Genomic DNA, 24,229 nt, shown 5'->3' with positions numbered 1-24,229 from the left:
GTGAAAAAGACCATGAAAGAAATATGGAACAGCCAGGCTATGAAAAAGTTTATCCATAACAAGAAAGCGATGCTGGGCCTGGCTATCGTAACGATCTTAGTTTTAGCAGTGGTGTTCATCCCCCTTTTTGCAGACCTGGACCCATATACCACCGACCGGGCCGCCGGGTTCAATAAGCCCCCGTCTGATGCCCATATCCTGGGAACGGACGATGTGGGCCGGGACCTGTTTGCAAGGCTTTTATATGGAGGTCGCATTTCCCTGTTTGTAGGGATCACCTCCACGATCATCTCCGTACTGATCGGCATTCCTCTGGGACTGATCGCCGGATATTTCCGGGGAACAGCAGAATCCATCATTATGCGTACAGCGGATGCATTCATGTCTTTCCCGTCCATGGTACTGATCCTGGTTCTGGTGGCAGTGTTTGGTCCGTCGATCCTTACGGTAACAGTTGTCATCGGTGTGCTTGGTTGGACGGCCATTGCCAAGCTGATCTATGGAAACGTGCTCTCGATCCGGGAGCGGGAATATATACAGGCAGCAAGGGCTGTGGGAGTCAGCACAAAGAAGATCTTATTTTCTGAGGTTCTTCCCAACGCGATCCCGCCGGTCTGGGCGAATATCTCCTTCCGGGTGGCGGGAGCGATCCTGACCGAGTCATCCTTAAGCTTCCTGGGCATGGGCGTGCAGACGCCGCAGGCTTCCTGGGGAAACATTATCTTTGCGGCTCAGAACCTTCTGGTGCTGACTGCCAGACCCTGGGTATGGCTTCCGCCGGGAATCTGTATCATTTTGGTGGTCATCGGATTTAACTTCATTGGAGAAGGCGTGCGGGACGCACTGGATCCCAAAACAAAGGAATAAACGGAATGAAAAAATGATTCAATAAAAGTATAAGGAGGAAACAAGATCATGAAGAAAACCACACGAAAACTTTTAAGCCTGACCATGGCATCAGCTATGGCGGCCAGTCTTCTGACTGGATGCGGCGGAGGCGGCGCGAACGAGACGACGGCAGCGGCTGGGACTGAAAAGACGGAAGCTGGAAAGACAGAAACAGAGGCCGGCTCCACAGAGGCAGCGGCAGAGGGAACGGCAGACGCCGACTATTCCCAGGATGTGATCACCTACGGTATGACCCAGGCGTGGGATACCATCAATCCCTACGGCTCCTCTTCCGGTTCCATTTACCAGAACCTGGTCTGCGACAAGCTTTATGACCGTCTGGCTTTTATTGAAGAGGCCGGAACCGATGTAACTCCAAGGGGAGCAAAGTCCTGGGAATCCGCAGACGACGGAAAAGCTGCTGTTTTCCATCTGGATGAGAATGCCAAATGGCATGACGGAGAACCGGTTACAGCCAGCGACTGGGTGTTCACTGCACAGCTGATCACCAACCCGAAATTTGATTACGGCTTAAGAAGTGAATTCAATACATGGGCTGGAACGGACGACACAGGAACAGAAGAAAGTGAAAAATCTGTCCAGGTAGAAGCTGTGGATGATTACACCTTAAAGATCAACTTTAAGAGCGTGATCCCGGTGGAGGACTGGCTGATCCTTCACAACAAATATTTCTATGTACTTCCAGAGCATCTTTTAAAGGATATGGCTCCGGAGGAGATCAAGACCAGTGATTTCTGGAAGGCTCCGGTGGGCTCCGGTCCCTGTACCTTCATCTCCGAGCTTTCCGGAAGTGAGCTGCAGCTGGGGTCCTTTGCAGATTACCATATGGGCGCGCCGAAGTTCGGCAAGCTGGTCTTAAAAGTGATCGCTGCCACCAATACGATCACCTCCATTGCAGCAGGCGAGATGGACGGCTTCTTCCAGGCTCCCACTGTGGACGATGCCCTGGCAGCCAAGGATATGGGGCTTAATGTAGAGCAGTCTGCAGAGCCGACGACAGTTGCCGTATTCCTGATCAACAACCAGAACGTACCGGATAAGAAGGTACGTCAGGCCATGAGCTATGCCATCGATAAGCAGATGCTGATCGACCAGTCTCTCCAGGGACAGGGCGTTCCGGCAACCACCTGCATCATCCCGGGCTCCAAGTATGAGTTTGGAACCAAATGGGAAAGAAATGTAGATAAGGCCAAAGAGCTCCTGGCAGAGGCTGGATGGGATTCTGGCAAGACTCTGAAAATGGTCGTTACCTCTGCCCGTGAGAGCATGGCTGCTGTGATCCAGCAGAACCTGGCAGAAGCAGGCATTAACATTGAGGTACAGACGGTGGAGCTGGCTACCATGTTCTCCGGTCTTCAGGATGGAACCTATGATCTTGGTATCTGCGGCTCCACGGCCATGGACTATCCGCTGTGGATGGCCGGCTACTATGACAACAAAAACGCCACATACTGCCAGATCACAGATACAAAATATGCAGAGATCCAGGATGCCATTGCAGCAGAGCTGGATGAAGCAAAGAGAAAAGAACTGATCAACGACTACCAGGAGCTTCTGTATGATGAAATGCCGCTGGTGATGCTGTACAACGGTTACAGCTTCAGCGTAAAATCCGACCGTTTCCAGGGCTACAATGGATTTGAAGGCGGCGTAAATAACCAGAAGGTATGGGAGTGGTCCGTAGCAAAATAAGGATTTGGAACTATAACGCGGGAGCCGGGGCTTCTCCGGCCCCGCGGGAATATAAGCAGGAGGGATACAAATGGAGGAACGATTGCTGGAAGTCAAAAACTTAAAGGTTTCTTTCAACGTCGGAAAAAAGAAGCTGACAGCAGTGGAAAACGTGGAATTTTCCCTGGATAAGGGAAAGGTCATAGGCATCGTGGGAGAATCCGGATGTGGAAAGAGCGTGACAGCTACGTCGATCCTGCGGCTGGTCCCCCCTGCTGTAAGTATCATTGACGAGGACAGTCAGATTCTTTTTGATGGAGAGGATCTGGTGAAGGCGCCGGAAGCCAGAATGAGAGAGATCCGGGGAAATGAGATCTCCATGATCTTCCAGGAGCCCATGTCTTCCCTGAATCCGGTATACCGGATCGGGGATCAGATGCTGGAGATGATCCGCACCCACAACAAACAGATCTCAAAAAAGGATGCGCTGGACCAGTGTGTGGAGATGCTGAAGAGGGTGGGGATCCCGTCTCCGGAACAGAGGATCAGGGAATTTCCCCATCAGCTTTCGGGAGGGATGCGGCAGCGTGTGATGATCGCCATGGCATTGCTCTGCAACCCCAAGCTGCTGATCGCAGATGAGCCGACGACGGCTCTGGATGTGACGATCCAGGCCCAGATCCTGCGGATCATCAAGACTCTGACGAAAGAATCCAATACCTCTGTGATCCTGATCACCCATGATATGGGCGTGGTGGCAGAGGTGGCAGACCATGTTATGGTCATGTATGCAGGCAAATCTGTGGAATACGGTACGGCAGAGGATATTTTTGATCATCCGAAGCATCCGTATACCATTGGTCTCCTGAATTCCATTCCAAAGCTTGGAAGCGGACAGGAGGAGCATTTATACACCATCGAGGGAACGGTTCCCGGTCTCGATGAGATGCCCGAGGGGTGCCGGTTCTGTACCAGATGCCAGCACGCCACGGAACAGTGCAGGAAAAAAGATCCGGGAATGCGGGAAGTGGACGGCCATATGGTACGCTGCTTCCTGTACGGGAAGGAAGGTGAAAACTGATGGCTGCTCCGTTGCTAGAAATACGAAATGTGAAAAAGTATTACCCGGTAAAAAAGGTGAGAAACGGCGAGGATATCTCCGTGAAGGCGGTGGATCAGATCGATCTGACTGTGAACCAGGGCGAGATCGTAGGCCTGGTGGGAGAGTCTGGATGCGGAAAGTCTACCCTTGGGAAAACCATCCTGAAGCTTCATGATATCACCGGAGGCCAGATTTTATTTCATGGAGAGGACATTACCAATTATACGGAAAAGCAGATGCGTCCTTTGCGTGAAAAGATCCAGATCATCTTCCAGGATCCCTATGCCTCTTTGAATCCGAAAAAGAAGGTCGTTCAGTCGGTGATGACGCCGCTGGACGTATCTGGAAAATATACAAAAGAAGAAAAATTGAAAAAAGTCATCGATATTCTGAATGAGGTGGGGCTCAGTGAGAAATTCCTGGAAAAATATCCCCACGAAATGTCCGGAGGCCAGAGACAGCGCGTGGTGATCGCCAGGGCGCTGATCAATGATCCGGAACTTGTGATCTGCGATGAACCGGTTTCTGCTCTGGATGTTTCCGTCCGTTCCCAGGTGCTGAACCTGCTGAAGGACTTACAGAAGGAGCGGAACCTTACCTATATTTTTATTTCACACGATCTGAGTGTGGTAGAATACCTGTGCGACCGGGTAGCTGTCATGTATCTGGGACGGATCATGGAGCTTGCAGATAAAAAGCAGCTCTATGGAAATCCACTCCACCCCTATACACGAGCTCTCCTCTCCGCGATCCCGGTCCCGGATATTCATGCAAAAAAGGATGAGATCATCCTTCAGGGCGAGGTTCCCAGTCCCTTGAACCCGCCTAAAGGCTGTCTGTTCTCTACCCGGTGCGCTTATGCAACGGAGCGGTGCCATAAAGAAGCGCCGAAGCTTGTGGAGCTTACAGATGAGAATGGAGCAAAGCGAAGTGTTTCCTGTTTCCTGTACCATTGATGGAAGCAGAGGCATGTAGTATAATGGAGGAAAATGGAAAAGAAAGGGGAAAAACCCATGGGTAAGATCATTCTTGTAACCGGCATGCTGGGGAACAACAGCCGCGGGGTGCCGTCATTTATTTTAAATACAGCTTACATGAATGCCATTGTGGCTGCCGGAGGCGTTCCGGTGATGATGGGAAGCACAAAGCTGGCTGCGGAGTACGCGGAAATGGCTGACGGTCTTCTCATTACCGGAGGAGAAAGCGTCCATCCCTCCAGGTTTGGCGATACCTTCAATAACCTGGCTGATGGAGATGCCAATGTGGCCCACAACCTCAAGGCCGGATGCAATGTGATCCGGGATGAGATGGAATTTGCTGCCTTTGAGGAGTTTTTTAAGAGGAAGAAGCCCATTATGGGGATCTGCCGAGGCCACCAGCTGGTCAACGCGGCCCTGGGCGGCCACAATATGCTGAATTTTCCGAGGAAGCATGCAGTGGAGCACTCGGAGGGGATCCAGCATGAGATCGTCGCAGAAGACGGATCGATCTTAAACCGCCTTTATGGTCCAAAGCTTCTGGTCAACAGCTTTCACCGGGACTGCGCAGATGCAGTGGGACCGGATGTAAAGGTGACTGCCAGATCTCTGGATGGGATCATTGAGGCCATTGAACACAAGACACTTCCTGTTTTCAGCGTCCAGTTCCATCCGGAACGGATGCGGGGAGATGCGCCGAATCCGGCTTTTGGGCCGGACGGCACAGAATTATTTAAATATTTTGTAGATCTTTGTTAGTGGAAAATCACTGACGCATTTTGAGGAGGAAGAAAAATGACAAAAACAGTAAAAGAAATCGTAGCCGAGATCAAGGAGACCCTGGATAAAAAGGGCGGCCTTAAGCATGTTTATTTTGTAGCCTGCGGCGGCTCCAAGGCAGCCATTTTCCCGGGACTTTACCTGCTTCAGAGCGAGGCAAAGACCTTCAGTGCCACCACCTACACCAGCAATGAGTTCGTTCATGCGACTCCCAAGGAGCTGGACGACCGCTGCGTGGCTGTGATCTGTTCCTTAAAGGCGACCGCAGAGACGGTGGAGGCTGTGAAAAAGGCCAACTCCATCGGAGCCATCACCATTGCCATGACCGGAAATATGGATACAGGAATGGCAAAGGTGGGCCAGTATGTGGTTACCTATTCCAATGGAGACGACCAGGTTTACAGCGATTCCAACCAGGCCAACTCCTTACGGATCGGCTTTGAACTGCTGCACCAGTTTGAGGGCTGGGACAAATACGATAAGGCCATGGAGGCATACAAATACATCGATGAGATCGTGGCAGAAGGAAAGGAAAACTGCCTGGCAGCCGCAAAGGAATGGGCAGATAAGGAAAAAGACGAGCCTGTATTCTATGTACTGGCCTCCGGTCCCAACTATGGCGTAGCCTACTCCATGTGCTGCTGTCACTTTATGGAAATGCAGTGGAAGCATGCAGTCTGCCTCCATACCGGCGAGTATTTCCACGGCCCCTTCGAGACCACAGATAAGAAGCTCCCGATGATCCTCATTATGAGTGAAGGCCGTACCCGTGCCCTGGATGAAAGATGCCTGAAATTCTTAAATACATATGCAGAGAATTTCATTGTCATTGACTTTAAGGAATTAAACAAGGGCCGTATCGATGCCGACGTGGCAGAGTTCTTCAACCCGGTGGTACTGATCCCCATCGAGCGGTATTATGTGGCACAGATGGCCGAGGTGAGAGGCCATTCCATGGATCACAGAAGATATATGTGGAAGGTTGAGTATTAATGAAAACGAAAGTCATCGGCATTGGGGATAATGTGTGCGATAAATATTATCCTGCAAAGATCATGTATCCCGGCGGCCAGGCCATGAACTTTTCGGTCTATGCAAAGATGCTGGGAGCAGATGCGGCTTATATGGGCGTATTTGGCCGGGATGAGGTGGCGGATCATGTGATCCGGACTCTGGATGAGCTGGGGGTGGACCATTCCCGGTGCCGCCAGTATGACGGGGAAAACGGCTATGCCAAGGTACGCCTGGTGGATGGCGACAGGGAATTTATCATGAGCAACAAGGGCGGCATCGTTAATGAACATCCTTTGGAGCTGACGAAGGAGGACCTGGATTATATCCGGACCTTTAAGCTGATTCATACCAGCTGCAACGGCCATCTGGATGGAGAGCTCCATAAGCTCCGTGAGGCGGGGGTTCCTATTTCCTACGATATGTCCGGCCGGTGGAATCAGGAGTATTATATTGAGACCATCGGGCCCCAGGTGGATATCGCCTTTGCCTCCTGCGGCGACACGCCGGAGGAAGAGATCAAAAAGCTCTGTGAGGCTCTGAAGGCCAGGGGCTGCCGTATGACCGTGGCGACCAGGGGCGGAAAGGGTTCCCTGATCTATGACGGAGAGCAGTATTACACCCAGAAGCCGAAGCTGGTGGATGCGGTGGATACTCTGGGAGCCGGAGATTCCTTTGCCACAGCCTTTCTGCTGGCCATGCTGGAGAAGAAGGATATCCATGCGGCCATGGAAGCGGGAGCAGAGTTTGCGGCAAAGACGTGCCTGGTGAACGGCGCGTTTGGCCACGGCATCGCCTTCCAGGAAGAATAAACGAAAAATCTCATATATGTCTGAACCCGCGGCAGGCCGGATCTCCGGCATTCCTCCTTGTTGCCGCGGGTATTCTTTTTTATTTGACTTGCCATTTTGACTGCTTCATATTAGAATAGGGAAGGTATCACGCGGGAGTACATAGAAAATATGGAACAGGGGGATAAACGTTATGCTGAAACAGGATGCGATCACGCCTTTGTATGTGCAGCTCATGGAAGAGCTGGAAACCAGTATCAGAAACGGCGTCTATAAGCCCGGCGATAAGATCATGACCGAGGCTGAGATGGCCAAAGAATATGGAGTCAGTCTGATCACGGTGCGTAAGGCCGTGGGCTCTTTGATGGAAAAGGGGCTGGTGGTGCGCAAGCAGGGAAAAGGAACGTTTGTCACAAAGCCGAAATATTCAAGAAACATGAAAAAGCTCCAGAGCTTTACGGAAATGTGTGAGCAGATGGGCGTGAAGCCGGGGGCACAGGTCCTGGAGAACCGGCTGATCATGGCGGATAAAAAGGTGGCCGACCGGCTGGGGATCGAGCCGGGCAGCAATGTGGTCTATATTTCCAGACTCCGCCTGGCAGACGGAGAGCCGGTCCAGGTGGAGAAAAGCTATTTCCCTTTGAAATACGCCTTCCTTCTGGAGGAGGATCTGAATAATGGGTCCATGTTCGAGTGCCTGAAGGAAAAGGCCGGAGCAAAGGTTGCCAGTTCGGAAAAGATGATCGAGCTGTGCCGGGCCACGGCGGAAGAGGCAGCTCTGATGGATGTGAAAAAGGGGGATTACCTTCTGTTTGTAAAGAGCACGGCTTATGATGAGAACGGAGAGCCCATGTATGCCGGGATCCAGCTGATCAACGGAGACCGTTTTTCCCTGTATGTATACGAGTCGGGAAAGTAGGGAGCGGATATGAACGTACTGATCGTCGGCGCCAGAGGCGCTGGAAAGACTACACTGATCCGGCGGGTCCTGGAGTCTCTGGACCGTCCGGTATGGGGATTTGAGACAGAAAAAGAAGGAGATCAGGTCCATATTTATGATGCGGGGGCGGAGCATGTGCCCACAGAGGAGAATCTGGTGGGCCTGTGCGGAGAGACCTGCGGGATTCCGGTGAAGGAAGGATTTGACCGCTATGCGCCGCGGATCCTGGCTCCCGTAAAGGCTGGCAGCGTTATGATCATGGACGAGCTGGGATATCTGGAGTCCTCTTCAGAACTTTTTTGCAGGGCTGTTCTGGAGCGCCTTGGGGGGAGGGATCCGGTGATCGCAGCAGTGAAGGACAGGGATACGGCCTTTTTAAGCAGCGTCCGCTCCCATCCTGGCTGCCGGTGTTTTTTCATCACGGAAGAAAACAGGGATGCGCTGTATGAAGAGGTCCTTGATTTTGTAAAAAAACAGTTCCAGACAACTGTTCGGTCATGGGGAGGCCTGGACGGGGAAAAACATTGAAAATATGCTTTTATAAAGCATTTTTCTCTCCGTATCTCCATATGGAGGACGCCTGGTGCTTCTTGTCCACAACAGACGGATAGGAAGAAAGATGTATGGCTGGATGGTTATAGTTTCCAGGGTAAAATGACGAAAAAATCTTGACAAAATGGTCTGGATTGGTATATAATGACGATGTTCATAAGAATACTTTGTTGCACGAGTGGCTCAGTGGTGGAGTATCGCCTTGCCAAGGCGAGGGTCGCGGGTTCGAATCCCGTCTCGTGCTTTTTTAATACATAAAAATAGATACAGACTACGGAAGCACGAGGCGGTCTTGGAACCCGCAGGGCTGACGCCCTGGTTCGAATGCCCTCGCTGCGTCCACCGGGTGGACTGCGCTGGGGCAGACCCTCCCGTCTCGTGCTTTTTTAATATATAAAAATAGGCATAGACTACGGAAGCAGGAGATGGTCTTGGAACCCGCAGGGCTGACGCTTCTTTTTTGGCACAATAATAATAGAAATAGCTATTCCAGACTTTTAATGGTATGGAATGGCTTTTTTTAATAAGGAGGGCTTTTATGTACTGTTTGACATCGTATGCTTCGCCCATCGGTCTCCTGACCCTGGGGAGCGACGGGAAGCATCTGACGGGGCTGTGGATCCAGGGCCAGAAATATTTTGGCGGAGAGAACGTGGGAGAAATCGGAAAGGAGCAGGGACCAGAGCCTGCGGTATTCGGGGATGCCAGGAAATGGCTGGACCGGTATTTTTCCGGACAAAAGCCGTGTCCGGATGAGCTTCCCCTGGCACCGGAGGGAACGGAATTCCAGAAGCTGATCTGGGGACTTCTCTGTGAGATCCCTTATGGAACGGTCACGACCTATGGAGACCTGGCAAAAAAGGCGGCAGCCCGGATGGGCAGGGATACCATGTCCGGACAGGCCGTAGGCGGAGCCCTGGCCCACAACCCGGTTTCTATTATTATCCCCTGCCACCGTGTGGTAGGATCAGGAGGAAGCCTTACAGGATATGCCGGCGGCCTGGACCGGAAGATCTGGCTGCTGGACCATGAAGGCGTGGACGTTTCCAGGTTTTCGGTTCCGGTGAAGGGGACGGCGCTTTAAGAGGGGGATATCATGGAATGGAAGGATGGAAAAATAAGGTGCCGGTGGGCCGATCCTGGGAATGAGCGGTATATCCATTATCACGATCATGAGTGGGGCGTTCCGGTCCATGATGACAGGAAGCTGTTCGAGATGCTGGTCCTGGAGGGATTCCAGGCCGGGCTTTCCTGGGAGTGTGTGCTGAATAAACGGGAGGCGTTTTCCCAGGCCTTTGACGGCTTTGATCTGGAAACGGTCATGGCATATGATGATGAGAAGCTGGAGGCGCTTCAGAATGATCCGGGGATCATAAGAAACCGTTTAAAGATCCGGGCAGCCGTGACCAATGCGGCGGTTTTTTATGAGATCCAGAAGGAATATGGGAGCTTTTCGGAATACCTCTGGGGCTGGACCGGAGGCAGGGTGGTCTGTGAGAAGGGAAGGACCAGCTCTCCCCTGTCAGATGCCATATCGGCGGACCTTAAGAAGCGGGGGATGAAGTTTGTGGGCACCACGATCATTTATGCTTATCTCCAGGCGGTGGGAGTGATCTGGGCCCATGAGGACGGATGTTTTATGGAGGTGCGGGCGGAATGAAACGGGAATATTTTCTGACGACAGAACGGCTGGGCTTTTCCTGGTGGACGGGAGAGGATCTGGAGCTGGCAAACGGCCTCTGGGAGGATCCCCAGGTGTGCCGGTATATCTGTGCTGCCGGGCAGTTTTCGGACGACGAGGTCCGGAAGAGGCTGGCCCTGGAGATGGAAAATGGGCAGCATCATCATGTCCAGTACTGGCCGGTCTTTGAGCTGGAGACAGGACGGCTGGCCGGATGCTGCGGCTTAAGGCCCCACAGAAGCCGGACCTATGAGCTGGGGATCCATCTGAAGCCGGAATTCTGGGGCCGTGGGATCGCCGCAGAGGCCTGCCGGGCGGCGATCTGGTATGCCTTTGGGGAGCTGGATGCTGAAGGACTTTTTGCAGGCCATCATCCGGACAATCAAAGATCCGGGAAGCTGCTGGAACGGCTGGGATTCGTATATACGGGAAATGAGTTTTACAGCCCCACAGGACTTTATCATCCTTCCTATGAGAAAAGGAGGGGACGGAGAAGCCTTAAGACCGCGCTGCTCCAGATCCTGCCGGGAAACAGCCTGGAGGAAAATCTGGAAAAAGGCCTTTTCTGGTGCCGGGAGGCAAAGAAGGCCGGAGCCGACCTGGCACTGTTTCCGGAAATGTGGAGCAGCGGTTATGATATGCCGGAAAGCGTGGAGGAGCTGGAGCATAAGGCGGTGGCGGCGGACGGCCCATTCGTCAAAGCCTTTGCCAATGCGGCCCGGGAGCTGTCCATGGCCATCGGGATCACGATCCTGGAACAGTATCCGGAAGGCCCAAGGAACACGCTGCTTTTACTGGACCGCCATGGGGAATGTGTGCTGTCCTATGCGAAGGTCCATACCTGTGATTTCGGGGATGAGTGCCGCCTGACTCCGGGAGAGGGCTTCCATACGGCGGATCTGGATACAGAGGCCGGCGCTGTGCGGGTGGGAGCCATGATCTGCTACGACCGGGAATTTCCGGAGAGCGCCCGGATCCTGATGCTTATGGGGGCAGAGATCGTCCTGGTCCCCAACGCCTGCCCTATGGAGATCAACCGCCTGTCCCAGCTTCGCGGACGGGCCTATGAGAACATGATTGGAATCGCCACCTGCAATTATCCCCAGGGGAAGCCGGACTGCAACGGTCACTCATCGGCATTTGACGGCGTGGCGTATCTGCCGGGGGAAGAGGGATCGAGAGATATGTGTATCCTGGAAGCCGATGGAGAAGAGGGGCTTTGGCTGGCGGAATTCGATCTGGAGCTTCTGCGGTCATACCGCCGCCAGGAGGTACATGGAAATGCGTACCGCCGCCCGGAGAAGTACGGTCTGCTGACAGAGGATACAGTACGGCCGCCGTTTGTGCGGAAGGATAGGAGGAAACCTGTATTATAATAGAAGAAAGGGAAGGGGAAGACCATGAGAAAACTGGTATTAAGGAATGGAAAGATCTATGTGGAGAGAGGAAGGTTTGCCCAGGCGCTTTATGCGGAGGACGGAGTGATCCAGGCTGTGGGGACGGAGGAAGAGGTCCTTACGGCAGCGGGAAAACGGGATGGTTCCGGGAATGGACTGGACGGTGCAGAGATCATTGACCTGGAGGGCCGCACGGTGATCCCTGGGATCAATGACAGCCATATGCACCTTCTGAACGTGGGCATGGACTTTGCGACGGCACCCATCACGGGAGTGAGCTCTGTGGATGAGATGGTGGAGCGCGTAAAGGAGTTCGTCCGCCAGAATCCAGAAACGGCGAAGCAGGGGATCGCAGGAAAGGGCTGGAACCAGGACCTGTTTATTGGGGAAAAGAGGATGCCGGGCCGTTATGATCTGGATCGGATCTCCACAGAGGTACCAGTGGTGCTCCAGCGGATCTGCGGCCATGTGGCGGCGGCCAACAGTAAGGCCATTGAGCTTCTGGGGCTGGATCAGAAGATGCGCCATGTGGACGGAGGCACCATTGAGACAGACGAAAACGGAACGCCCACGGGAATATTCACTGAAAATGCCATGGAGCTGGTCAATGGTCTGATCCCCAAATATACCCTTGAGGACGATAAGCGCATGTTTTTAAACGCCGCAGAGTATGCGGTGGCCCATGGTATTACCAGCGTCCAGTCCAATGATGTGGGGAACGCTTTTATTTCCCGGGATGATACGTTCCGCATGCTTCATGAGATCTATGACGAGGGACTGTGTCCTCTGCGCTACCGGCATCAGGCGTGTATCCAGTCTCTGGAGGAATTCCGGGAATGCGTGGGGAACGGAGAATTTAAGCATGGGGTCTATAAGGACCCGAAGAGGCTGGCTCTGGGACCGTTAAAGCTTTTTAAGGACGGTTCCCTGGGCGGACGGACGGCGGCCATGCGGAAGGAATACCAGGACGACCCGGGAAACCGTGGAGTGGAATGTATCACAAAGGAAGAGATGGACGAGTTCTGCCGTCTGGCGGATGCGGCGGGGATCCAGGTGGTGACCCATGTGATCGGAGACCGGGCCATTGAGGATGTGATCGAAAGCTATGAGAAGGTGCTCCATGACGGGAAGAATCCCCTGCGCCACGCCCTGATCCACTGCCAGATCACAGACAGGGAGATGATGGAGCGGATCGCCGGGGATGATATCCTGATCTGTTACCAGCCGATCTTCCTGGATTATGATATGCATGTGGTGACAGACCGGTGCGGAGAGGAGCTGAGCAGCACCTCCTACGCCTTTGGGACAGCAAAGAAGCTGGGGATCCATGTCTCCTATGGCACGGATTCTCCGGTGGAGGACTGCAATCCGTTCCCGAATCTTTATTCTGCAGTGACCCGCAGGGATCAGAAGGGATGGCCGGAGGGCGGCTTCTTCCCGGAAGAGAGGGTGGATATCGAGGACGCGGTCGACGCTTATACCATTGGTTCCGCCTATAATGAATTTGCAGAAGATTTCAAGGGACGATTAAAGCCGGGGTACCTGGCGGATATGGCAGTGCTGGATACAGACATTTTCACATGCAGACCGGAGGAGATCCGGACCATCCTTCCGGTGATGACGATCGTTGACGGACAGATCGTATACCGGAAAACAGAAGAGTAGAGGACGGCAGCAGCCAGTAAAAAGTCCAGGCGGCATATCTTGTGTTCTGCACAGGATGTACTGCCTTATCTTGTATATATAAAAGGAACAGAAAAAAGAAACGTGAAAAACGCAAAAAAAATGAAAAAAAGATGTTGACATTTGGCAGAACATCTGGTATTCTAATACCCGTCCCAAGCGACCGGGACAGACTTCTGAAAGAAACCCAAGGGTTTCGGAAAGAAATCAAAAAGAAATTCAAAAAAGTTCTTGACAAACAGAACACAGCATGATATACTATCTAAGCTGTCGCTGAGAAAGACAAGAACAGCACAGAACCTTGAAAACTGAACAGTATGTAAAACCCTGAAAATTCTTATAAAATGGCCAAAAGGTTTCGGCCATGAATGAGAACATTCAGAACAAAAACCTAAACAACAGTAGAACGGTTTAAAGATTAGCCAAGCGAATTTTTGAACTGGACAAACACTTGAACATGAGAGTTTGATCCTGGCTCAGGATGAACGCTGGCGGCGTGCCTAACACATGCAAGTCGAGCGAAGCATTTTAAAGGAAGTTTTCGGATGGAATTTGAAATGACTGAGCGGCGGACGGGTGAGTAACGCGTGGGTAACCTGCCTCATACAGGGGGATAACAGTTAGAAATGACTGCTAATACCGCATAAGCACACAGTACCGCATGGTACAGAGTGAAAAACTCCGGTGGTATGAGATGGACCCGCGTCTGATTAGCTTGTTGGCGGGGTAACGGCCCACCAAGGCGACGATCAGTAGCCGACCTGAGAGGGTGACCGGCCACATTGGGACTGAGACACGGCCCAAACTCCTACGGGAGGCAGCAGTGGGGAATATTGCACAATGGGGGAAACCCTGATGCAGCAACGCCGCGTGAGTGAAGAAGTATTTCGGTATGTAAAGCTCTATCAGCAGGGAAGAAAGTGACGGTACCTGACTAAGAAGCCCCGGCTAACTACGTGCCAGCAGCCGCGGTAATACGTAGGGGGCAAGCGTTATCCGGATTTACTGGGTGTAAAGGGAGCGTAGACGGCACAACAAGTCTGAAGTGAAATCCCCGGGCTCAACCCGGGAACTGCTTTGGAAACTGTTGGGCTAGAGTGCTGGAGAGGCAAGCGGAATTCCTAGTGTAGCGGTGAAATGCGTAGATATTAGGAGGAACACCAGTGGCGAAGGCGGCTTGCTGGACAGTAACTGACGTTGAGGCTCGAAAGCGTGGGGAGCAAACAGGATTAGATACCCTGGTAGTCCACGCCGTAAACGATGCATACTAGGTGTCGGGGAGCAAAGCTTTCCGGTGCCGCCGCAAACGCAGTAAGTATGCCACCTGGGGAGTACGTTCGCAAGAATGAAACTCAAAGGAATTGACGGGGACCCGCACAAGCGGTGGAGCATGTGGTTTAATTCGAAGCAACGCGAAGAACCTTACCAAGTCTTGACATCCCCCTGACGAGCGTGTAACGACGCTTTTCCTTCGGGACAGGGGAGACAGGTGGTGCATGGTTGTCGTCAGCTCGTGTCGTGAGATGTTGGGTTAAGTCCCGCAACGAGCGCAACCCTTATTGTCAGTAGCCAGCAGGTAAAGCTGGGCACTCTGATGAGACTGCCAGGGATAACCTGGAGGAAGGTGGGGATGACGTCAAATCATCATGCCCCTTATGATTTGGGCTACACACGTGCTACAATGGCGTAAACAAAGGGAAGCGACCCTGCGAAGGCAAGCAAATCCCAAAAATAACGTCCCAGTTCGGATTGTAGTCTGCAACTCGACTACATGAAGCTGGAATCGCTAGTAATCGCAGATCAGCATGCTGCGGTGAATACGTTCCCGGGTCTTGTACACACCGCCCGTCACACCATGGGAGTCGGAAATGCCCGAAGCCAGTGACCCAACTGCAAAGAGGGAGCTGTCGAAGGCAGGTCTGATAACTGGGGTGAAGTCGTAACAAGGTAGCCGTATCGGAAGGTGCGGCTGGATCACCTCCTTTCTAAGGAAGAAGAAGTAAGGGTTTTATATACTGTTGAGCTTTTAAGGGAGCCTGCACAGGATGGCAGGCGGACTTGAAAGACGAATAATTCCGGTGCCGATGCGCCTATGGGAAACACCCGTTCCCATCCCGAACACGACGGTTAAGACGTAGGCGGCCGATGGTACTATGCTGGAGACGGCATGGGAGAGCAGGTGGGTGCCGGATCCCCTTTGTAAAATACCCGAGAGGGTTATAGATAGAACAGACATGTCCCAGTGGGCGGAAGAAAAAGTGAAGCCTGCAAAGACGGATGTGTTAACCCCTTCCAGCAGGGAATTGCTGTCAAAACTGGTTTTTACCAGTGATCAGAGGTCCGGAGCCATCCGGGAGTCTGATGACTGATAAACTTCAGTCAGAGCGTACCTTGAAAACTGCATACTGAATAAAAGATCTTAGATATATATTTAAGATACAAGACATCCGAGGCATATCGAAAGATATGCAAACCGAAAAATATAAACAAACAGCCAGGGGTGCAACGCTATGCACCTTCGTTTCAGAGCCGTTCCCGCGGCGAAGAGACATCTGGTTAAGCTAGAAAGAGCACAGGGTGGATGCCTTGGCACTAAGAGCCGATGAAAGACGTGATAAGCTGCGATAAGCTTCGGGGAGGAGCAAATATCCTTTGATCCGGAGATCTCTGAATGGGGAAACCTGCTTAAGTAGACCTTAAGCGACGTATGGTGAATTCATAGCCATACGCCGGGAACCCGGTGAACTGAAACATCTAAGTAGCCGGAGGAAGAGAAAGAAACATCGATTCCGAAAGTAGCGGCGAGCGAAATCGGAAGAGCCCAAACCGGAATGCGTGCATTCCGGGGTTACGGACCACGATATGTGAGGCGATTCGTTATCAGAACAGTCTGGAAAGTCTGACCAGAGAGGGTGAAAGTCCTGTATGAGAAAACGATAGCCAGCTAGTGGGATCCAGAGTACCGCGAGACACGTGGAACCTTGCGGGAAGTCGGGGGGACCACCCCCCAAGGCTAAATACTCCTTAGTGACCGATAGCGCATAGTACTGTGAAGGAAAGGTGAAAAGGACCCCGGGAGGGGAGTGAAAGAGAACCTGAAACCCTGTGTTTACAAACTGTGGGAGCACGTTAAGGTGCAACCGCGTACTTTTTGTAGAACGGTCCGGCGAGTTGCGGATGCTGGCAAGGTTAAGGACGGAAAGTCCGGAGCCGAAGCGAGAGCAAGTCTTAACAGGGCGTCAAGTCAGCATGTGCAGACCCGAAACCGGGTGATCTATCCATGTCCAGGTTGAAGTTTCCGTAAAAGGAAATGGAGGACCGAACGCACATCCGTTGAAAAGGGTGGCGATGAGGTGTGGATAGGGGAGAAATTCCAATCGAACCCGGAGATAGCTGGTTCTCCTCGAAATAGCTTTAGGGCTAGCCTCGGTTTAGTCTCGTGGAGGTAGAGCACTGAATTTCCTAGGGGGCGTCAAAGCCTACCGAAGAATATCAAACTCCGAATGCCACAGAGATGATGACCGGGAGTCAGACGGCACGAGATAAGTTGGGTCGTCGAAAGGGAAAGAGCCCAGACCTGCAGCTAAGGTCCCAAAGTGCGTGTTAAGTGGAAAAGGATGTGGGATTTCAAAGACAACTAGGATGTTGGCTCAGAAGCAGCCACACATTCAAAGAGTGCGTAATAGCTCACTAGTCGAGAGGTCCTGCGCCGAAAATGTCCGGGGCTGAAACACGTCACCGAAGCTCAGGAATGACGCAAGTCATTGGTAGAGGAGCATTCTTAAAGGAGCGAAGCAGTACCGATAAGGAGCTGTGGACTTTTAAGAAGAGAGAATGCCGGAATGAGTAGCGAGATGGAGGTGGGAATCCTCCAGGCCGAATATCCAAGGTTTCCAGGGTAAAGCTGATCTGCCCTGGGTAAGTCGGGGCCTAAGGCGAGGCTTAAGTGCGTAGCCGATGGACAACAGGTTCAGATTCCTGTACCGCATGGTATCAGAACTGTGGGGACGCAGAAGGACAGCACAACCGGGGGACAGAGCCCCGGGCAAGCAGGGTAGGAGTGAGACTGGCAAATCCGTTTCATGATCCGAATCTGTGACGCGGACCGAACATAAGTAGGGAAGTGTGCGATTCCGGCTGCCGAGAAAAGCCGCTATTGTGTACCATGTGCCCGTACCGTAAACCGACACAGGTGGATGAGGAGAGAATCCTAAGGCCGGCGGGAGAAGCATTGTTAAGGAACTCGGCAAAATGACCCCGTAACTTCGGGAGAAGGGGTGCCGGAGAGATCCGGCCGCAGAGAATAGGCTCAAGCAACTGTTTAGCAAAAACACAGGTCTATGCGAAACCGAAAGGTGAGGTATATGGGCTGACGCCTGCCCGGTGCTGGAAGGTTAAGAGGAGAGGTCAGGGAAACCGAAGCTTTGAATTGAAGCCCCAGTAAACGGCGGCCGTAACTATAACGGTCCTAAGGTAGCGAAATTCCTTGTCGGGTAAGTTCCGACCCGCACGAAAGGCGTAATGATTTGAGCGCTGTCTCGACAATGCACCCGGTGAAATTGAAATACCAGTGAAGATGCTGGTTACCTGCGCCAGGACGGAAAGACCCCATGGAGCTTTACTCCAGCTTGATACTGGGATTCGGTGATGCATGCACAGGATAGGTGGGAGGCTAAGAGACAGGAACTCCGGTTTCTGTGGAGCCGCTGTTGGGATACCACCCTTGCGTCACTGGGTTTCTAACCTGCAGCCATGACCTGGCTGGGGGACAATGTCAGGCGGGGAGTTTGACTGGGGCGGTCGCCTCCGAAAGGGTATCGGAGGCGCTCAAAGGTTCCCTCAGAATGGTTGGAAACCATTCGCAGAGTGCAAAGGCAGAAGGGAGCTTGACTGCGAGACCGACGGGTCGAGCAGGTAGGAAACTAGGACTTAGTGATCCGGTGGTATGAAAGTGGGATTGCCATCGCTCAACGGATAAAAGCTACCCTGGGGATAACAGGCTTATCACTCCCAAGAGTTCACATCGACGGAGTGGTTTGGCACCTCGATGTCGGCTCATCGCATCCTGGGGCTGGAGTAGGTCCCAAGGGTTGGGCTGTTCGCCCATTAAAGCGGTACGCGAGCTGGGTTCAGAACGTCGTGAGACAGTTCGGTCCCTATCCGGCGTGGGCGCAGGATATCTGAGAGGAGCTGTCCTTAGTACGAGAGGACCGGGATGGACGGACCGCTGGTGCACCGGTTGAGCCGCTAGGCTCACGGCCGGGTAGCCAAGTCCGGACGGGATAAACGCTGAAGGCATCTAAGCGTGAAGCCCCCCTCAAGATGAGATATCCCATTCGAAAGAAGTAAGACCCCTTGAAGACGACGAGGTAGATAGGGCAGAGGTGGAAGTGCAGCAATGTACGGAGCTGACTGTCACTAATCGGTCGAGGGCTTATCCAGAAAGGCTGTTTAGAAGGTTTCGGAAGTTCAGTATGTGGTTTTGAAGGTACGCAAAAAACAGGATAAAGGAAGAAATGCACGAGTGGCTCAGTGGTGGAGTATCGCCTTGCCAAGGCGAGGGTCGCGGGTTCGAATCCCGTCTCGTGCTTTTTTTATTTTTTGAAAAAGATAAAAAAGAGTCTGAAAGCACGAGACAGTCTCCGCCCCCACAGGGCTGACGCCCAGGTCCGAATGCCCTTGCTGCGCCCACTGTTGTGGGCTGCGCTGGGGCAGACCCTCCCGTCCCGTGCTTTTTAAGAGAGTGCATTTCAGCGGAGGTCCCGATTTATAGGGACTTCCGCTGTTTTTGTGGGTCCCGCTGGCAGAATGCCCTGGACTTGTATAACGGCTGCTTTTGTGATATGATTGGCTTCATAAAAATGCAATATATAAGGAGATGACCTCATTGATGAAGAAATTATGGATAGCAGCTCTTCTGGGGCTTATGCTGGCGCTTTCTGGATGCGGCGGAGAAAAGACAGAAGATGCGGAAGAAGCCGCTGCGGTGGAGGAAGGGCAGTATAAAATTGAAATTTTCACGGCCGAAAGTACGGCTGTGCCTGTAAACACGACGGAGGACCCGACTGTGATCCAGAAGCTTTTGGAATCTCCGGAGTGGGAACGGATCACGGAGGTGCCAGGCGATCTGGTGCCGGAGTTTGGACTTAGGATCTGGAAAAAAGTAGAGGTAAATTATAATAAGACAGAGGAAAGTGAAGAGCCGGAGTATGAGGTGATCGAAACGATCACGACCTTTAAGGATACGGATTGTATCGAACGGGTATATTCCAGTAACGCCGTAAAGGGAGCCAATATCCCGGTTTCAGTGGCCGCCTTCTATTATAAGGTGCCCCAGGAATTTTTAGATACAGTGAAAGAACTGGCAAAATAAAATGAAGCCGGGGCGCTCCAGAAACGGAGGCCCCGGTTTTTGAATTATTTTAAGAAATCCAGAACAACGGTTCCGTCTTCCTTTTTAACCACAGCATTTTTAGTCATGTTGAGACTTTCGATGGCTTTCAGATACTCTTCCTTAGAGGCAAAGCGCGGTTTGTTTTCCGCAAGGACCTTTTTCGCCAGGGCTGCATCATTGGAAAGAAGGCGGTCGGCCATGATCAGCAGGCATTTAGCCGGAGCAACACAGGCCCGTTCCGGATCGTCAATGTAATAATCCATGCCGTGACCGGTTCCAATGGCTCCTGCGCCGTAGGGATGGACCGCCGGCATGATGGAGGAAACATCTCCCATATCGGTGCTGCCAGTATCCCAGTGATCGGTCTCCTCTACGCAGCCAGGGCCGCCAACAGCCTCCATGGCCTCTTTTGCCAGAGCGTTCAGGTTCTTATCGTTATTTAATGGGAAATAACCCGGGCGGTCCTCCAGAAGAACGGTGGCACCGATGGCTGCGGCGGATCCGGCCATGGCCTGGTTCAGCTTTTTATTGTATTCCACGATCGCCTCATAGGATGCGCCGCGCACATAGGTCTCCACCTTGGTCCTCTCGGGGATGGCGTTTACGGCTGCGCCGCCCTCGGTGATGATGGGGTGGAAACGGATATGCTCATTGTCCAGGAAGGTTTCGCGGAGAGCGTTGGCTGCGGTCATGGCAGTGGTGGCTGCATACAGGGCGTTGATGCCCTTTTCCGGGGAACCGCCGGCATGGGATGCCACGCCCTCAAAGGTCACATTCTTTACAACACAGCCGTTGCAGCCGGGGTTGATGGTCAGGTATTTTCCCTCCGGCATGTTGCCAGCGTGGATCATCATGGCCATGTCGACTCCGTCAAAATAGCCGCGGTAGATAAATTCCACCTTGCCGCCGTAATAATGGATCGTTCCCTGCTTTCTGAGGCCCTCCCTGTAACCCAACTGGATCAGCTCCTCCGCAGGAACGGCCATGAGGCGGATGGAGCCGCATAATCCGTCCAGGGCTCCGGGCTGCTTTAAGGCCGCGGCGACTCCTGCCAGGGTCGCGCACTGGGCGTTGTGGCCGCAGGCATGGACAGCTTTCGTCTCCGGGTCAGCGTCCGGGTGGTTTCCGCAGATCAGGGAATCCAGTTCTCCCAGGATCGCTACCTTGGGACCCGGCTTTCCGGTTTCCACATCTGTATAGAAGCCGGGAATATCTCCAGCCTTTGTGAGGGTGTAGCCAAGATCTTCAAAGAGCTTTTCCATGTATGCGTTGGTCTTCCATTCATGGTATCCAGTCTCGGGGCTGGCCCAGATGTCACGTTCTGTCTTTAAGATCAGATCCCGGCAGTTTTCCACCAGATTTTTCAGTTGTTCAGTTCTGTCCATGGTATTACCTCCCATTTTTTAAATATGTTCATCGTATGAAGCCAGGGTCAAAAAAATTTTGACCTAATATCAATAGTATACATGCTGTCAGAGAATTTGTCTATTTTATTCTTCAAAAAGGAAAGATAGGAAAAAAGAATAGGAGGGAAACCGGGTTGACGGACAGCACTTTGGAGGATACAATAGAATCAGATAAATATACAGAATTATGTGAAAAGGAGCGACATATATGGGGGTTACAGCAGTTTATTTTTCTCCGACGGGGAATACGAAAAAAAGTGTGGAGGCCATGGCGGCGGCGCTGGATCCAGGCTATAAAACAGTGGATCTGACGCTGCCTTCTGATACGGGAATATCCTGTCAGTTTGGCCCGGAGGATCTGGTGATCATTGGAATGCCGGTATACGCAGGCAGGATCCCTATGGTAGCGGTCCCCAGGCTTTCCGGGTTAAAGGGAAATGGAACGCCGTGCATTCTCGTGGCTACCTATGGAAACCGTCATTATGACGATGCACTGGTGGAGATGGAGGATATTGCCAGGGAGCATGGATTTACTGTAAAGGGAGTGGCTGCCCTGGTGGGACGCCATACATATGGGGAGATCCAGACGGAGCGTCCGGATGGGGAGGACCTGAAGGCGGATGCAGAGTTTGCAAAGCGTGCGGCTGCGTCAGAAGCCATGAAGAGCACGATCCCTGGAAGCCGTCCTTATAAAAAGGAAGCAGTTCCCGGAGGGAAGTTTAAGCCTTTGACCTCGGATGCATGTGTTGGCTGCGGGATCTGTAAGCGCGGCTGTCCGGTCCAGGCCATCAATGACCAGTTCCAGGTGAATCCGGAGATCTGTATTTCCTGCTTCCGCTGTATCCGGAACTGTCCGGTCCATGCAAAGAACATGGATGTGGAGGTATACCACGCATTTGCCAGGGAGTTCTCGTCCAGGCTGGAAGAACGGCGGGAGAACGAGTATTATCTGTAAGCATACGGAAGAGGACCAAAGGAGCAGGACTGCGGATGCTGCTGTTTACGGGCTTTCTGGTGAACAGCGGCAGCCGGGCTGCCTTTGGAGACGAAACGGGATTGACAAATGCCTTCTGACAGTGGTATAATACGATGCGCGTGTTTGACACGATGCGGATGTGGCGGAACTGGCAGACGCACCAGCCTTAGGAGCTGGCGGGCAACCGTGGGGGTTCAAGTCCCTTCATCCGCATGAAAAGACCACTGTATTTGCCGGTTTACCGACAGGTACAGTGCTTTTTTATATCATAGGAAAGAGCGTCCTATGATATAAAAAACGTTCCGCGGGGACCGCCATGGGGCGGAAGGAACTTTGGCGCAGAAGCGGCCGCCGCAGGCGGGGAAGGCCGAAAACACGTTCTGTGACAGGAAAGCCTTCCCCGGAGAAAAATACTTAAAAGAGACAGGAGGAACTCCCATGAGCTTAACAGAGCTTTTTATCATTGCCGTGGGTCTCTCTATGGACGCCTTTGCGGTTTCTGTCTGTAAGGGCCTTTCGGTCCAGAGGCTTAAGCTGGGCCATGCCCTGACCTGCGGCGTTTATTTTGGAGGCTTCCAGGGGCTGATGCCAGCACTGGGATATCTTCTGGGCAGCCAGTTCCAGAATGTGATCGTGAAGGTTGACCACTGGATCGCCTTTATCCTGTTGGGGATCATCGGGATCAATATGATCCGGGAATCCCGGGATACGGATGCCGAGTCCCTGGACTCTTCCTTTGGGTTTAAGGCCATGCTCCCCCTGGCGGTGGCCACCAGCATCGACGCTTTGGCGGTGGGAGTGACCTTTGCCTTTTTAAATGTCAATATCCTTTGGGCAGTGACGTTTATCGGAGTGATCACATTTATCCTATCTTCCATCGGGGTAAAGGTGGGCCATGTGTTTGGCCTGCGATATAAAGGGAAGGCAGAATTTGCCGGCGGGCTGATCCTGGTGCTCATGGGCTGCAAGATCCTTCTGGAGCACCTGGGGATCCTGGGATAGGGTATGGCCGGGAGGACTTAAGCGTTCCGGAAAAATGCAGTATATATCATCAATATTTATATGAGGAGGAATGGCTATGGACAGAAAGCTGGATGTACGGAAGATTTATGAGAGCGTGAAGGAAAAGATCACGTTTAAGCCGGAGGCGGCTCTGGTCCTGGGCTCCGGCCTGGGAAACTTTGCAGAGAAGGTGGAGATCGCAGAGATCCTGGATTATAAGGACATTCCGGGTTTCCCAGTGTCTACGGTTCCGGGGCATAAGGGCCGTTTTATCTTCGGCTATGTGGAGGACGTACCCATGGTGATCATGCAGGGCCGGGTACATTTTTACGAGGGGTATTCCATGGATGAGGTGACGCTGCCGATCCGTTTAATGAAGCTCATGGGTGCGAAGCTGTTATTCCTCACCAATGCATCGGGCGGCGTGAACACTGGCTATCAGGCTGGGGATTTTATGCTGATGAGCGATCATATCAGCAGCTTTATCCCGTCTCCGCTCATCGGGCCCAATGACGAGGAGGCAGGCCCAAGATTCCCGGATATGAGTGATGTGTATAGGAAAGAGATCCGGGATATCATCCGGCGGGTGGCCAAAGAGGAAAACATCCCGATCCAGGAGGGCGTTTACGTACAGTTCACAGGCCCGGCTTATGAGACGCCGGCGGAGATCCGTATGGCCAGGACTCTGGGAGCGGACGCTGTGGGCATGAGCACGGTCTGCGAGGCCATTGCTGCCAACCACATGGGTATGAGCGTGTGCGGGATCTCCTGTATCACCAACATGGCCAGCGGGATCCTGCCCCAGCCTTTGAGCCATAAGGAGGTCCAGGAGACGGCGGACCGGGTGGCTCCTCTGTTTGAGCGTCTGGTGAAAAAGTCCCTGGCGGCCATTTACCATGAGTATCTGTGCGTAAAATAGTCAATAAAACAAGAAAGGACTGCCATGGGCGGTCCATA

18 protein-coding genes, 3 tRNA genes and 3 rRNA genes are annotated in these 24,229 nt (G+C 52.7%); 23 read left to right on the top strand and 1 reads right to left on the bottom strand.

Features of this window, described 5'->3' with window-relative positions:
• The 19 genes from ACI6NM_RS08115 to ACI6NM_RS08025 all read left to right on the top strand — a co-directional run bounded on the left by ACI6NM_RS08115 (position 1) and on the right by ACI6NM_RS08025 (position 19,867).
• A complete protein-coding gene (locus ACI6NM_RS08115; protein WP_022272740.1) occupies positions 1–867 on the top strand; it encodes an ABC transporter permease in 867 nt (288 codons plus the stop codon).
• 48 nt (positions 868–915) lie between these two features.
• Entirely contained in the window at positions 916–2,601 is a 1,686-nt protein-coding gene (locus ACI6NM_RS08110; protein ID WP_438500824.1) for an ABC transporter substrate-binding protein, read from the top strand.
• A 70-nt stretch (positions 2,602–2,671) separates the two neighbouring features.
• Positions 2,672–3,661 (top strand): ABC transporter ATP-binding protein, encoded by a 990-nt coding sequence (locus tag ACI6NM_RS08105; RefSeq protein ID WP_158360215.1) that lies wholly within the window; start codon positions 2,672–2,674, stop codon positions 3,659–3,661.
• Positions 3,661–4,638 carry an ABC transporter ATP-binding protein gene (locus tag ACI6NM_RS08100; RefSeq protein ID WP_022272737.1) on the top strand — a complete coding sequence of 326 codons (978 nt, stop codon included), beginning with the start codon at positions 3,661–3,663 and terminating at the stop codon, positions 4,636–4,638. The genes ACI6NM_RS08105 and ACI6NM_RS08100 overlap by 1 nt, the downstream gene beginning before the upstream one ends.
• 33 nt (positions 4,639–4,671) lie before the next feature.
• Complete coding sequence (locus ACI6NM_RS08095) at positions 4,672–5,418, top strand: gamma-glutamyl-gamma-aminobutyrate hydrolase family protein (RefSeq protein ID WP_022272736.1); 747 nt, start codon at positions 4,672–4,674, stop codon at positions 5,416–5,418.
• Between the two features lie 36 nt (positions 5,419–5,454).
• Positions 5,455–6,432 (top strand): SIS domain-containing protein, encoded by a 978-nt coding sequence (locus ACI6NM_RS08090; RefSeq protein WP_022272735.1) that lies wholly within the window; start codon positions 5,455–5,457, stop codon positions 6,430–6,432.
• Complete coding sequence (locus ACI6NM_RS08085; protein WP_022272734.1) at positions 6,432–7,262, top strand: fructoselysine 6-kinase; 831 nt, start codon at positions 6,432–6,434, stop codon at positions 7,260–7,262. Before ACI6NM_RS08090 ends, ACI6NM_RS08085 begins: the two co-directional genes overlap by 1 nt.
• Before the next feature lie 172 nt (positions 7,263–7,434).
• Positions 7,435–8,160: a GntR family transcriptional regulator gene (locus ACI6NM_RS08080; RefSeq protein ID WP_022272733.1), complete on the top strand. Its 726-nt coding sequence runs from the start codon at positions 7,435–7,437 to the stop codon at positions 8,158–8,160.
• A gap of 9 nt (positions 8,161–8,169) precedes the next feature.
• Positions 8,170–8,709 carry a nucleoside-triphosphatase gene (locus ACI6NM_RS08075; RefSeq protein WP_022272732.1) on the top strand — a complete coding sequence of 180 codons (540 nt, stop codon included), beginning with the start codon at positions 8,170–8,172 and terminating at the stop codon, positions 8,707–8,709.
• 196 nt (positions 8,710–8,905) lie between these two features.
• Positions 8,906–8,977 (top strand) — tRNA-Gly (locus ACI6NM_RS08070).
• Between the two features lie 294 nt (positions 8,978–9,271).
• Complete coding sequence (locus tag ACI6NM_RS08065) at positions 9,272–9,817, top strand: methylated-DNA--[protein]-cysteine S-methyltransferase (protein ID WP_022272731.1); 546 nt, start codon at positions 9,272–9,274, stop codon at positions 9,815–9,817.
• Between the two features lie 12 nt (positions 9,818–9,829).
• The gene (locus tag ACI6NM_RS08060) at positions 9,830–10,393 is read left to right on the top strand and encodes a DNA-3-methyladenine glycosylase I (protein WP_022272730.1); all 564 of its coding nucleotides are present in this window, start codon (positions 9,830–9,832) and stop codon (positions 10,391–10,393) included.
• Positions 10,390–11,790 (top strand): GNAT family N-acetyltransferase, encoded by a 1,401-nt coding sequence (locus ACI6NM_RS08055; protein ID WP_022272729.1) that lies wholly within the window; start codon positions 10,390–10,392, stop codon positions 11,788–11,790. Before ACI6NM_RS08060 ends, ACI6NM_RS08055 begins: the two co-directional genes overlap by 4 nt.
• Positions 11,791–11,814: 24 nt before the next feature.
• Positions 11,815–13,476, top strand: coding sequence for an amidohydrolase (locus ACI6NM_RS08050; RefSeq protein ID WP_022272728.1), 1,662 nt, complete (start codon positions 11,815–11,817; stop codon positions 13,474–13,476).
• A 471-nt stretch (positions 13,477–13,947) separates the two neighbouring features.
• Positions 13,948–15,479, top strand: a 16S ribosomal RNA gene (locus ACI6NM_RS08045).
• An 89-nt stretch (positions 15,480–15,568) separates the two neighbouring features.
• Positions 15,569–15,686 (top strand): 5S ribosomal RNA (gene rrf, locus ACI6NM_RS08040).
• Positions 15,687–16,048: 362 nt separating this feature from the next.
• Positions 16,049–18,936: ribosomal RNA gene (locus tag ACI6NM_RS08035) — 23S ribosomal RNA — on the top strand.
• Together the 16S, 23S and 5S rRNA genes with 1 tRNA gene alongside form the textbook arrangement of a ribosomal RNA operon.
• A 76-nt stretch (positions 18,937–19,012) precedes the next feature.
• A tRNA-Gly gene (locus tag ACI6NM_RS08030) sits at positions 19,013–19,084 on the top strand.
• Positions 19,085–19,381: 297 nt separating this feature from the next.
• Positions 19,382–19,867: a hypothetical protein gene (locus ACI6NM_RS08025; RefSeq protein WP_215654124.1), complete on the top strand. Its 486-nt coding sequence runs from the start codon at positions 19,382–19,384 to the stop codon at positions 19,865–19,867.
• A gap of 44 nt (positions 19,868–19,911) precedes the next feature.
• Here the strand turns inward: ACI6NM_RS08025 and ACI6NM_RS08020 are convergent, their stop codons facing one another.
• Positions 19,912–21,273, bottom strand: coding sequence for an amidohydrolase (locus ACI6NM_RS08020; RefSeq protein WP_022273012.1), 1,362 nt, complete (start codon positions 21,271–21,273; stop codon positions 19,912–19,914).
• 229 nt (positions 21,274–21,502) lie between these two features.
• Here ACI6NM_RS08020 and ACI6NM_RS08015 point away from each other — a divergent pair, with 229 nt between their 5' ends.
• The 4 genes from ACI6NM_RS08015 to ACI6NM_RS08000 all read left to right on the top strand — a co-directional run bounded on the left by ACI6NM_RS08015 (position 21,503) and on the right by ACI6NM_RS08000 (position 24,191).
• A complete protein-coding gene (locus tag ACI6NM_RS08015) occupies positions 21,503–22,249 on the top strand; it encodes a 4Fe-4S binding protein (protein ID WP_022273011.1) in 747 nt (248 codons plus the stop codon).
• Between the two features lie 154 nt (positions 22,250–22,403).
• Positions 22,404–22,483: transfer RNA gene (locus ACI6NM_RS08010), tRNA-Leu, on the top strand.
• A 225-nt stretch (positions 22,484–22,708) separates the two neighbouring features.
• Positions 22,709–23,272 (top strand): manganese efflux pump MntP, encoded by a 564-nt coding sequence (locus ACI6NM_RS08005; RefSeq protein ID WP_022273010.1) that lies wholly within the window; start codon positions 22,709–22,711, stop codon positions 23,270–23,272.
• Between the two features lie 76 nt (positions 23,273–23,348).
• Positions 23,349–24,191 carry a purine-nucleoside phosphorylase gene (locus ACI6NM_RS08000; protein WP_022273009.1) on the top strand — a complete coding sequence of 281 codons (843 nt, stop codon included), beginning with the start codon at positions 23,349–23,351 and terminating at the stop codon, positions 24,189–24,191.
• Positions 24,192–24,229: the final 38 nt, after the last annotated feature.

Source organism: Pilosibacter sp. YYHA0881, assembly GCF_051602715.1.
GTDB classification, from domain to species: domain Bacteria; phylum Bacillota; class Clostridia; order Lachnospirales; family Lachnospiraceae; genus Alitiscatomonas; species Alitiscatomonas aceti.
The sequence above is the reverse complement of the archived record's forward strand: the minus strand, read 5'-3'. Positions and strand labels throughout refer to the sequence as shown.

What these genes read in the sequence shown, in the direction of transcription:
- ACI6NM_RS08075 (WP_022272732.1), top strand. Translation starts at nt 8,170, where the DNA reads ATGAACGTACTGATCGTCGGCGCCAGAGGCGCTGGAAAGACTACACTG.
- ACI6NM_RS08005 (WP_022273010.1), top strand. Translation starts at nt 22,709, where the DNA reads ATGAGCTTAACAGAGCTTTTTATCATTGCCGTGGGTCTCTCTATGGAC.
- ACI6NM_RS08100 (WP_022272737.1), top strand. Translation starts at nt 3,661, where the DNA reads ATGGCTGCTCCGTTGCTAGAAATACGAAATGTGAAAAAGTATTACCCG.
- ACI6NM_RS08000 (WP_022273009.1), top strand. Translation starts at nt 23,349, where the DNA reads ATGGACAGAAAGCTGGATGTACGGAAGATTTATGAGAGCGTGAAGGAA.
- ACI6NM_RS08060 (WP_022272730.1), top strand. Translation starts at nt 9,830, where the DNA reads ATGGAATGGAAGGATGGAAAAATAAGGTGCCGGTGGGCCGATCCTGGG.
- ACI6NM_RS08080 (WP_022272733.1), top strand. Translation starts at nt 7,435, where the DNA reads ATGCTGAAACAGGATGCGATCACGCCTTTGTATGTGCAGCTCATGGAA.
- ACI6NM_RS08055 (WP_022272729.1), top strand. Translation starts at nt 10,390, where the DNA reads ATGAAACGGGAATATTTTCTGACGACAGAACGGCTGGGCTTTTCCTGG.
- ACI6NM_RS08110 (WP_438500824.1), top strand. Translation starts at nt 916, where the DNA reads ATGAAGAAAACCACACGAAAACTTTTAAGCCTGACCATGGCATCAGCT.
- ACI6NM_RS08015 (WP_022273011.1), top strand. Translation starts at nt 21,503, where the DNA reads ATGGGGGTTACAGCAGTTTATTTTTCTCCGACGGGGAATACGAAAAAA.
- ACI6NM_RS08050 (WP_022272728.1), top strand. Translation starts at nt 11,815, where the DNA reads ATGAGAAAACTGGTATTAAGGAATGGAAAGATCTATGTGGAGAGAGGA.
- ACI6NM_RS08090 (WP_022272735.1), top strand. Translation starts at nt 5,455, where the DNA reads ATGACAAAAACAGTAAAAGAAATCGTAGCCGAGATCAAGGAGACCCTG.
- ACI6NM_RS08020 (WP_022273012.1), bottom strand. Translation starts at nt 21,273, where the DNA reads ATGGACAGAACTGAACAACTGAAAAATCTGGTGGAAAACTGCCGGGAT.
- ACI6NM_RS08085 (WP_022272734.1), top strand. Translation starts at nt 6,432, where the DNA reads ATGAAAACGAAAGTCATCGGCATTGGGGATAATGTGTGCGATAAATAT.
- ACI6NM_RS08065 (WP_022272731.1), top strand. Translation starts at nt 9,272, where the DNA reads ATGTACTGTTTGACATCGTATGCTTCGCCCATCGGTCTCCTGACCCTG.
- ACI6NM_RS08095 (WP_022272736.1), top strand. Translation starts at nt 4,672, where the DNA reads ATGGAAAAGAAAGGGGAAAAACCCATGGGTAAGATCATTCTTGTAACC.
- ACI6NM_RS08105 (WP_158360215.1), top strand. Translation starts at nt 2,672, where the DNA reads ATGGAGGAACGATTGCTGGAAGTCAAAAACTTAAAGGTTTCTTTCAAC.